Source organism: Acinetobacter sp. SwsAc6 (assembly GCF_013391565.1).
GTDB classification, from domain to species: Bacteria; Pseudomonadota; Gammaproteobacteria; order Pseudomonadales; family Moraxellaceae; genus Acinetobacter; species Acinetobacter cumulans.
The window spans coordinates 24,681-33,499 of the sequence record NZ_JACAXE010000036.1; the positions used below are offsets into that span (position 1 = coordinate 24,681).

At 38.6% G+C, this 8,819-nt stretch carries 8 protein-coding genes; 2 read left to right on the forward strand and 6 right to left on the reverse strand.

What is annotated here, in order from left to right; translation table 11 throughout:
* Window positions 1-42: 42 nt before the first annotated feature.
* Entirely contained in the window at window positions 43-1,497 is a 1,455-nt protein-coding gene (locus HYG93_RS17130; RefSeq protein ID WP_117007303.1) for a mannose-1-phosphate guanylyltransferase/mannose-6-phosphate isomerase, read from the reverse strand.
* A 22-nt stretch (window positions 1,498-1,519) separates the two neighbouring features.
* Window positions 1,520-2,614 carry a capsular biosynthesis protein gene (locus HYG93_RS17135; RefSeq protein WP_147396030.1) on the reverse strand — a complete coding sequence of 365 codons (1,095 nt, stop codon included), beginning with the start codon at window positions 2,612-2,614 and terminating at the stop codon, window positions 1,520-1,522.
* Between the two features lie 896 nt (window positions 2,615-3,510).
* Between HYG93_RS17135 and HYG93_RS17140 the strand changes: the two genes are divergently transcribed.
* Together HYG93_RS17140 and HYG93_RS17145 are read left to right on the forward strand one after the other, a co-directional pair.
* Window positions 3,511-4,722, forward strand: coding sequence for an integrase arm-type DNA-binding domain-containing protein (locus HYG93_RS17140; protein WP_178962713.1), 1,212 nt, complete (start codon window positions 3,511-3,513; stop codon window positions 4,720-4,722).
* A gap of 9 nt (window positions 4,723-4,731) precedes the next feature.
* A complete protein-coding gene (locus HYG93_RS17145; RefSeq protein ID WP_178962709.1) occupies window positions 4,732-4,956 on the forward strand; it encodes a hypothetical protein in 225 nt (74 codons plus the stop codon).
* A gap of 13 nt (window positions 4,957-4,969) precedes the next feature.
* On the opposite strand, the gene HYG93_RS17150 is transcribed toward HYG93_RS17145, so the two are convergent.
* From HYG93_RS17150 to HYG93_RS17165, 4 genes are all read right to left on the reverse strand, one after another.
* The gene (locus HYG93_RS17150) at window positions 4,970-5,746 is read right to left on the reverse strand and encodes an N-acetylmuramoyl-L-alanine amidase (RefSeq protein ID WP_178962710.1); all 777 of its coding nucleotides are present in this window, start codon (window positions 5,744-5,746) and stop codon (window positions 4,970-4,972) included.
* Window positions 5,730-6,023 (reverse strand): phage holin family protein, encoded by a 294-nt coding sequence (locus HYG93_RS17155; RefSeq protein WP_131275820.1) that lies wholly within the window; start codon window positions 6,021-6,023, stop codon window positions 5,730-5,732. The genes HYG93_RS17150 and HYG93_RS17155 overlap by 17 nt, the downstream gene beginning before the upstream one ends.
* A 45-nt stretch (window positions 6,024-6,068) precedes the next feature.
* The gene (locus HYG93_RS17160; RefSeq protein WP_178962711.1) at window positions 6,069-6,950 is read right to left on the reverse strand and encodes a hypothetical protein; all 882 of its coding nucleotides are present in this window, start codon (window positions 6,948-6,950) and stop codon (window positions 6,069-6,071) included.
* Window positions 6,943-8,819 (reverse strand): phage tail protein (locus HYG93_RS17165; protein WP_178962712.1); only part of this gene is annotated, 1,877 nt, incomplete at its 5' end. The genes HYG93_RS17165 and HYG93_RS17160, both read right to left, overlap by 8 nt.

Here is an 8,819-nt window from a genome sequence, read left to right on the forward strand (position 1 = left end):
CGGTAAGGTCCTCTCGCCGCAAATCTATTGTTTTAGCTGTGCTTAACCACAACGACCATAATTATCTTCTATGCGCACAATATCATCTTCACCAAGATAATGTCCTGATTGCACTTCAATTATTTCTAATGGAACCTTTCCTGGGTTTTCAAGACGATGAACCTCTCCCATTGGAATATAAGTCGACTCATTTTCCGTTAATAAAAATACATTTTCACCGCAAGTGACTCGTCCAGTTCCACGTACCACAATCCAATGTTCCGCACGGTGATAATGCATTTGTAGACTGAGTTTTTCACCAGGATTAACCACGATTCGTTTCACTTGAAAGTTTTGTTCTTTATCAATTGAATCATAGGTTCCCCATGGGCGATCAACTTTGCGACCATTTTCCATGAGCGCTGGATAGTGATCTTTTATTTTTTTCACCAGTGCGCGCATTTCATTTAGGTTCTCACGGTCAGCAATAAATAGCGCATCATCTGTGTCTACCACAATTAAATTTTCTGCACCTAAAAGAGAAACCACACGCTTATTCGAAGAGTAGACCAAATTATTTTTGGACGCATGCACAAGCGTTGGGTCGACACCTTTGAGCACATTTCCTTGTTCATTCTGCTGGCTAATTTCCCATACCGCAGCCCACCCCCCCACATCCGACCAATCTACATCAAATGGCACAACATAACTTGGTACATGTGAAAAAGCCCCTTGCCCTAATTTTTCCATCACGGCATAGTCAATCGAATCATCTTCTGATTTTTCAAAACTTGGTTTATCTAAAATCGTAAATGCATCTACTTTTGTAGAGAGTTGAAATGCTTCTTCGCAGGCGGTGTAAATTGCAAGATTGGCTTGTTTGATAAGTGAAAGCCATACACTTGCTTTTAATACAAATAAACCACTGTTCCAATAATATTCGCCAGAAGCCACATATTGTTTGGCAATTTCTAAAGATGGTTTTTCTACAAACCTCTCAAGTTGGTGAATACCAGTTTGATCATTTTTTTGTGTTTTAATATAACCAAAACCAATATCTGCTGCATGTGGTGTTATACCAAAACAAACAACTGCACCTTCATCAGCTTTTTTTGCTGCAATATGCACAGCCTTTTCAAATGCCTCAATATTGGAAATTGCGTGATCTGCTGGCATCACTAACAGCACAGGATCTAGGCCATTTTCAATTGACTTAAACGCCGCGACGGTAAGCGCTGGCGCTGTATTCCTCGAAACAGGCTCTAAAATACAATGTGCAATAGATTGCATACTTTTTAATTGATTTTCTACAATAAAACGATAGTCCACATTCCCTACAATGAGTGGTGTGGAGATTTGCGCAAAATATTGTTCCAAACCCGAAATACGGCCCACGGTATTTTGTAATAAGGTCTTTTCGTTAAATAACTTCAGTAATTGTTTAGGGTTTTTTTCTCTAGATAAAGGCCATAAACGGCTGCCTGAACCTCCTGAGAGTATGACGGGTTTTAATAACATTTTTATTTTCCTATTAATTCAATTATTTCACATTCAACAATGGATTTGTTGAACGATTTTTCTTGTATATTTCTACTTTAACTTTTGACCAAACCACGCCTGTTTGGTTTTGACATCCACTCATTTTTTTGTAAAAACTACCGTTAAACTGCGTGGTGTGTTGTAAAAAATACAGATATTTCTGTACAACTTTTTCATCCACATTCCATGCCAAAGCTTGTTGCCAAAACCTATCTATATGGCATTGCATGGTCATGGGCTCGATGTCGTATACCGCACGCCCACAGACTTTCACAGGAACCAAAGATTCTACTGCAGACATTCCTACAGTACTGTTAATCACGACCACGCCACGTGCATTTTCAAGTAAATCAGGCAAATACTGATCATGAATATATAAAACCCGAGAACTGATGTTTAACTGCAATGCCAGTTGCTGTATAAGTTGCGTATATTCACGGTATCCACGATCAAATGGATGCTGCTTTAGCACTAAAAGCGTATCTTGAGGTGCATGATGGGCAAATGAATACATCACTTCTTCAATAAATTCTTCAATTCCACTGTAATTAGAATGAAATTCAATTTGTGCATCGTTATGGGTTTGCAAAGGCACTAAAAAATAATCTTTCTTTTTGAAATTTAATAAATATTTCTCAATACGCCTTTCTTTTAATTTAAATTGATATTTACGAATCCCACCTTTTAACCAAGGCCAAAATTCGGCAATTGTCAGTGGCCGATGGTGCTGGTAAAACGGATATTGCTTGGACTTTAAACTCGCCATAATGTAATAAATGGCTGCCCAAAATGCGGCATACCAAAATGTACGCCCTAATTCCACAACATCATCTGCAATAATGTGATCTTCTTGATGATGCTGGAGATATTGTTGAAATCGCTTAGGTACACTTGAAAAACCATTCACCCCACCTTTTTCACAGGTGATGTGATTCGGCCTCAAATAGCCCTCTTCAAATACATACCATTCCAACTCAAATTCTGACAACGCTGCACGTGCCAAACGATGTATAGGCCGACAATCCCCAAACAACATAATGCTGTCGATGTCATACTGCTTTACTAACTGCTGAATATATGATGAAAATTCATACATTTCCCCATTAAAATTCCATCCATTTTTAAAGAAAAATTCATCCCCACCGTTAAAATTTACTTTATAAACACTTGCATTAACGTCTTTTAAATCCCTAGCTAAATTACGAAAAAAGTAACCTATAGGCCCCTGAAGTAATAGTATTTTTTTATTTGATAATTCATCTATTATCATTGTGTTCATCTTTAAATTATTCTTACGCCCTTAAAATAGCACAGCACTATGGCTAAAAAAAATACACAAAAAATGATAAAATTTACCTATGAAATCAATTTGATAGACATTATTACTACATTTTTAAACATCTAATTTCTAAATCATTATTTTTTAAAAGTTTTTTAATTATTTCATTGATTTAAACTTATTTTATTTTAATGATTGATTCTTTGAATCAAATATCAGATTTTATGAGGCGAATTTAATCACTCTAAATATCAACTAAATGATCCCTCTCTTTTTTATGAATCTACAATGAATATATAAATCAAATATCTATTCTTCATTTAAAACCAATTTCAACCTGTAAAAATAGCGTATTCAAAACCTTGATAAAAACCAAAAAAAGCGTGCAATAAATGCTATATTAGCCAATAGCCTCTGTTTGTAATGTTTATTATTCAGTGGGCTTATATACTGAGTCAGTCATTACGATGATTACTCAGGCATGTAAAGAAATAACTTAGATAAATTTCAAAAGGTTACATCTAAAATGCTTCTCATGATCGAAAAGAATCAGATTTGTTAAATATTATAAATTGTTATAAAAATAAAATACTTAGCCTTACTAAACACCCATTCTTACATTAACTGCCGTAAATTATTGTCTAATTGCATTAAATGAATATGTGAGTAAGATTGTGAGTAACAAGCTTTCGGCACTTCGTTACTCACAACCTATGCTAAATGATACCAAGATCAAACAATTAAAACCAAGAGATAAAATGTACAGGATGGCAGATCATTCTGGACTATGTATTGAAGTGCGTCCGAATGGATCAAAGCACTGGCGTTTTCGTTATCGTTTTCTCGGGAAAGCATCAATGTTAAGTCTCGGTGAATACCCAGTTGTAAGTCTGGCTACTGCCCGTCAAAAAACCATAGATCAAAAAACACTGTTAGATCAGAATATTGATCCAGCTAAATATCGACTCGAGGAAAAGGAGCAAGCCAAACTTAAGTCAGAATCTACATTTAAGGATATTGCCCTTGAATGGTATGAAGTAAAGAAAAATAAAAGATCTGAATCATTTAGGCTTACCGTAGAGAAAGCTTTTGCGCGTGATTTATTTCCTGCATTTGGCAGTAAAGATTTAAAAACAATTACTCCACACGATGTGCTCAGAATGCAGAAAGATACAATTAAGCGTGTATCCAAGCAGATGAATCATGGTACTGGTGAAAGCACGGCTATTCGAAATCGCCAACTTGTGAATTCAATCTTTAACTACGCTATCGCCAATCTGCGCTGCGAAAGCAATCCAGCAGTATCCCTTGGCCAAACTGTTGAGCGTCCTCCAAAGCAAACCGCAAGACCTTTAACGAGTGATGAAAAATCACGTTTTAATGATGCGCTAAAAAGCAGTCGCTCTACTGAAATGGTGAAAAACTCCATCCTTCTTTTAACGTATTCAATGATGCGATCAATTGAAGTTTGTCGCTTGCGTTGGGAGTGGGTTGATCTTGAAAATAGATTAATCACTATACCACCAGCAACAAAAGAGCAGCTGGATCAAGGTGAGCGAAATATCAAAATGAACAGAACTCATCTGGTGCCAATTAGTGATCAAATTTTTAAAATCCTAGAGAGTCAAAAACTACAATCAAATGATGAATATGTGTTTTGCTCGGTCTTTAATAAATCAAAAATAATGAACAAAACCACCATAAATCGAGCGCTTGGATCTATGGGTTTTGAGTTTACAGCACACGACTTTCGAGCTACAGCATCAACATTGCTTCATGAGGCCGGATATAGCTCAGAATGGATAGAATTGCAGCTTGCGCATGTAGATAAAAATGTGGTTCGTGGCACGTATAATCACGCTCAAAATTTAGAAGAGCGTAGAAAAATGATGCAAGATTGGGCTGATATGGTTGATAGCTGGTGAGGTGAATCTATGATTGTTATGAAGAAAAATAAAAAGTATCTCTCCTATGTAAAACAAGAAGATGATTTGGATTATTTGGAATTGTCAGAAGTGAATTTTGCAGATCAATCGGGTTGGCATTGGACCAGCGATTATGAGAAAGCCAAATATTTTATGAGCGTTCGGGATGCTGATATTTTTCTAGCTAAGAAGAAAGGTGAATTTTGGGAAGGTGTGGAGATTGTTAGTGAGTGATTTAAAAAAGCCCTCACTTGAGGGCTTTTTCATGTTCAATAATTACCTGAGCTACAGCTTTGGCTGCAGACCAATATTTTGAATGAAATGCAGTAAGCTCAGCTTCATTCGATATAAAACCAAGCTCTACAATTAAGCCCCCAGCATTAACAAAACCGAGTTTTCCGCGTGCTGACTTAGATTGATCAATCCAACCATTCTGTCCACGCAATCGAGATCCAAAAACATCAGCCACGGCCTTAGATAGTTTTTGAGCCAAGACCTTATCCTTGGGTAGTGCAATTGTTTCAATTCCATTAGCTTGACTGTTTGCAGATGCATTCATGTGAAATTCAATTGCAATCGATGCACCTTTCGCCAATGCGATAGCATTTGTAAGAGGGAGGTTAATTGTTCCTGCGCCATCAGTTTTATAAGACAGGCCTGCAGCTACAAGATAATGTGCTACAGCATTTCGGAATTGTCGCACCAATTCAGCTTCTTTATATTTGCCGCTGACAGCACCCGGATCTGCATTACTATGCCCTGCTGTAATCGTCACAAATTGATTTACATCGTGTAGTTCAGGTTGCTTTTTCAAACGTGCAAGCACCATCGCAACGCCGACAAAACAACCTACGACCTCTTTCCATTGCTCAGGCACCATGTTTTTTACATCTTGTGGAATGAGATTCCAGATACCCACGAACTGATCCGCGAATAAAATCAAGGCATAAAAAAAGGCGCTTACTGCGCCTACTTGTACTGACTTGAGTTTCCAAGCCTGTTTCCAGTTATCGATTAGTTTCATCACTCACCTTATCAATTTTCTTACTTACGAAATGCGTGCCTTTGTAGCCAACAACTGATGCAAAACCCACTGAAATGATTTCAGGAAAGCCTAGCCATGTTGTCAACGACCAAAAGCCCACTGCAAAAAATCCGCACATAAACGCCTCAAGCCAATCGGCTTGCCCTCGTTTCTTAGCTGTACGAAATAAAGCCATTAAAAAAGCCATTACAAACGATGCAATGGCTGTGTAAAAAGGACTTACTGATTCAGCGACTTGTTTAGAAAAGTCGTCCATTAAATTCCCCTAATTTTTGGCAATAAAAAAGCACCTTTCGGGTGCTTAGAACTTTTGAAACTCTGAGTCGGGCGTAAAACCAGTTTCACTGTATCGAGCTGCATTTGTGATGCGTAAAGCGTGCATCCAGCCCTGCAGCGGCCCATTAAAAACCAATGCTGCGCCAATCGTAATTGTGTCTGCTGATATATTGATAGCATCAGTAGTTTGAGCAATTTTGATGCCGTCTACATAGTATGCTGTCACACCATCCTTGCGCATCAATGTGTGATTTCTTAATACTCCATCAAAATAAATATTACTGTACGACGCTTTTACAGAGTTATTTAAAAGCAATTCACCGTTGTAGCCAGTGCCGGCTGGTAATATAGCTGTCCTATTTGCATCTTCAGTGCCAATTTCCCACAATCGAGCACCACCAGTCTGTGCAGCAGGGTACGCTGCAATAATTTCAATTGTGTAATCGCCTGTACTTAGCGCACTAATTGCAGAAATAAGGCTTCCGTTTGTTGTGTTACCTGAGACATAGCTTGAACCATCAAATCGAATACATTTTTTCCCATCATGCATTTCTAACCACATCGACCCGCGTTTTGTGATCGTGCGAGCATTATTTGAGTGATCAATATATGAATTCGCTTCAGTATCGGCAACAATCAGTAAATCAACATCATTAAAATAAGCATCGCCTGTACTCACATGCATTGCCGCACTTAACTTTTCAACACTGTTTTTCACAGATCCAACTGCAACATAATATGTTTTACCAGTATCTATTGCCGTATCTGTATATGTCCGTACATCACCAGACAAAACAACTTTCGGCACCGGCAAATTGAGCGGATCAATCGGTGTCTCAGAGCAGTAATAACGCTGCTCATCAACAAAACCATCTAATTTCCAATTCAGTTCTAAGCGATTAGTCATTTTTAAACTCAACTGTTAAGTCGTATGGTGCGCTGAAGAATTGTGACAATTCAACTGTATAATCAAAAGCTTGATAACTCTCGTAACTATCACGTAACGAGCGTAAGACAATCTGAATCGTTCGAGTGTTTACATGCATTGCAGTAATAGCAAATGTGTATGTATTCACTGCTCCAATGCTTAAATTTTGTGTACGCACTTCGATATTGTTTTCATCACGTTCAATCAGAACAAGCTGATATAACGTGCCTGTCTCAGCTGTAATACCGCCTTCAAAAAAGCCCAATGGTTCGCCGCCAGTTTGCTGCAAACGGTTGCGATCTGCCCAGGTTAAAACCAAGTCTGTTTCAATTTCAGCCGGATAATATTCACCGTTGATTTTGACATTCGCTGGTGGATATGGGCGGATAGCACGTGCAGAACACGTGATCTCATGTGCCGTTGCTTCTGCAATACTTAACTGATCAGCATTTGTCTGCGTTAAAGCTTTGAGTGATACAGCCTCACAGCTTAAATACTCTGTACCATCAAGCCCTGAATGATTGTCCCAAACAAACAGCATCGCTCCCGCTAAATGCTGAGTTGGTACTGTATCGAATACACCACGTTTCACTGTCAGTGTTTTTGCTTCAGCATCAAAGCTGACAACACTCATGAGTTCAGATCCAATCTGCAGGCGGTTGCTCGCTTTGACGAGATTAAACTCACGAATGCTCTGAAGTTGAAGAACCGAATCTGTATAAGAAATTGCAGTTTTCAGTTCAGCACATGGACAGAAATCAAGAGTTGAAACTTCGTCATAGCCAGCGCCTGCGTCACTAAATAGTGCAGCGTTAATATGTGAATTATTCGGTCTGATTGCAGCCATACCGACATAACTTAGATCAGGATTCTTTTCGAGCTTAACGTCGATTTCGTCTTGACCATATTGCTCAACCAATTCGATATATGGCACTTCAAATGCGATTGCTGTTGCATCTTTTGCTTCATAGTTCGTTTTAATTGGTGGCACATATTCAACAATCGATTGCATCGGACTGCTAAATGAATCTTCAACGGCATCTATTGAAATAGTGTTGTTAATGCCATCGCCAAAGCGCATTTCTTTGACACGGAAAATTGCGCCGCTTAGACCATAGCTGATATCTGATAACTTAAACGGCATGCCCAAATGCCAATCTTGAACCTGACTTTCTGTGACATCAAAAGATACGCTAGCAAGATTTGCAGACAGTGTTTGTAACTCACGATATGCGACACGACTTGCAAGTCCGTTGTTTGTAAAGCCCTTATAATCTACGCTTTGTGAAACAACACCGTCCTGCTGAGCAATCCGGGCAATATCCTGAACTGTGACAGTTGAGTCTTTTGAGCGCTCACGATCCCAATAAGTTAGCGTCACTGAATTAATGCATTCGGCTAATGTGCGTCGTTCAAACTCTAAATTCTGTACATGACTTTCATTCAGATGATCTAAGTCATTAGCATTGTAATCAGCACGAATTAAATACAGCTTCCACTTTGCATCTGACTTATCAAAATACAGCTCAGCATTAATGTGCTTCTTAATGATATCGATGAATTCTTCAATCGAAGTCGAGTCATCCCATTTAATCGACATGCCCATTTTTTCTGTATAAAGCGTATCCGCTGATTTTCTGAATGAAACGTCATCAATATCAGACTCACCAACACCAATGCCCCACACTGGATTTGTTAAGCATTCACGGACAATGTGTGCAGGATTTATATCAGCCTCTTTCGCTTTAATGCCTTCACTGTCATACCGTACATACAAATAAATACCCGCAGCCGAACCACCAGGGACCGCATCGACTGCTGCGCAAAACAGAATATTTTCTCCATCTT

What these genes read in the sequence shown, in the direction of transcription:
- HYG93_RS17140 (WP_178962713.1), top strand. Translation starts at nt 3,511, where the DNA reads ATGCTAAATGATACCAAGATCAAACAATTAAAACCAAGAGATAAAATG.
- HYG93_RS17150 (WP_178962710.1), bottom strand. Translation starts at nt 5,746, where the DNA reads ATGAAACTAATCGATAACTGGAAACAGGCTTGGAAACTCAAGTCAGTA.
- HYG93_RS17155 (WP_131275820.1), bottom strand. Translation starts at nt 6,023, where the DNA reads ATGGACGACTTTTCTAAACAAGTCGCTGAATCAGTAAGTCCTTTTTAC.
- HYG93_RS17130 (WP_117007303.1), bottom strand. Translation starts at nt 1,497, where the DNA reads ATGTTATTAAAACCCGTCATACTCTCAGGAGGTTCAGGCAGCCGTTTA.
- HYG93_RS17145 (WP_178962709.1), top strand. Translation starts at nt 4,732, where the DNA reads ATGATTGTTATGAAGAAAAATAAAAAGTATCTCTCCTATGTAAAACAA.
- HYG93_RS17135 (WP_147396030.1), bottom strand. Translation starts at nt 2,614, where the DNA reads ATGTATGAATTTTCATCATATATTCAGCAGTTAGTAAAGCAGTATGAC.
- HYG93_RS17160 (WP_178962711.1), bottom strand. Translation starts at nt 6,950, where the DNA reads ATGACTAATCGCTTAGAACTGAATTGGAAATTAGATGGTTTTGTTGAT.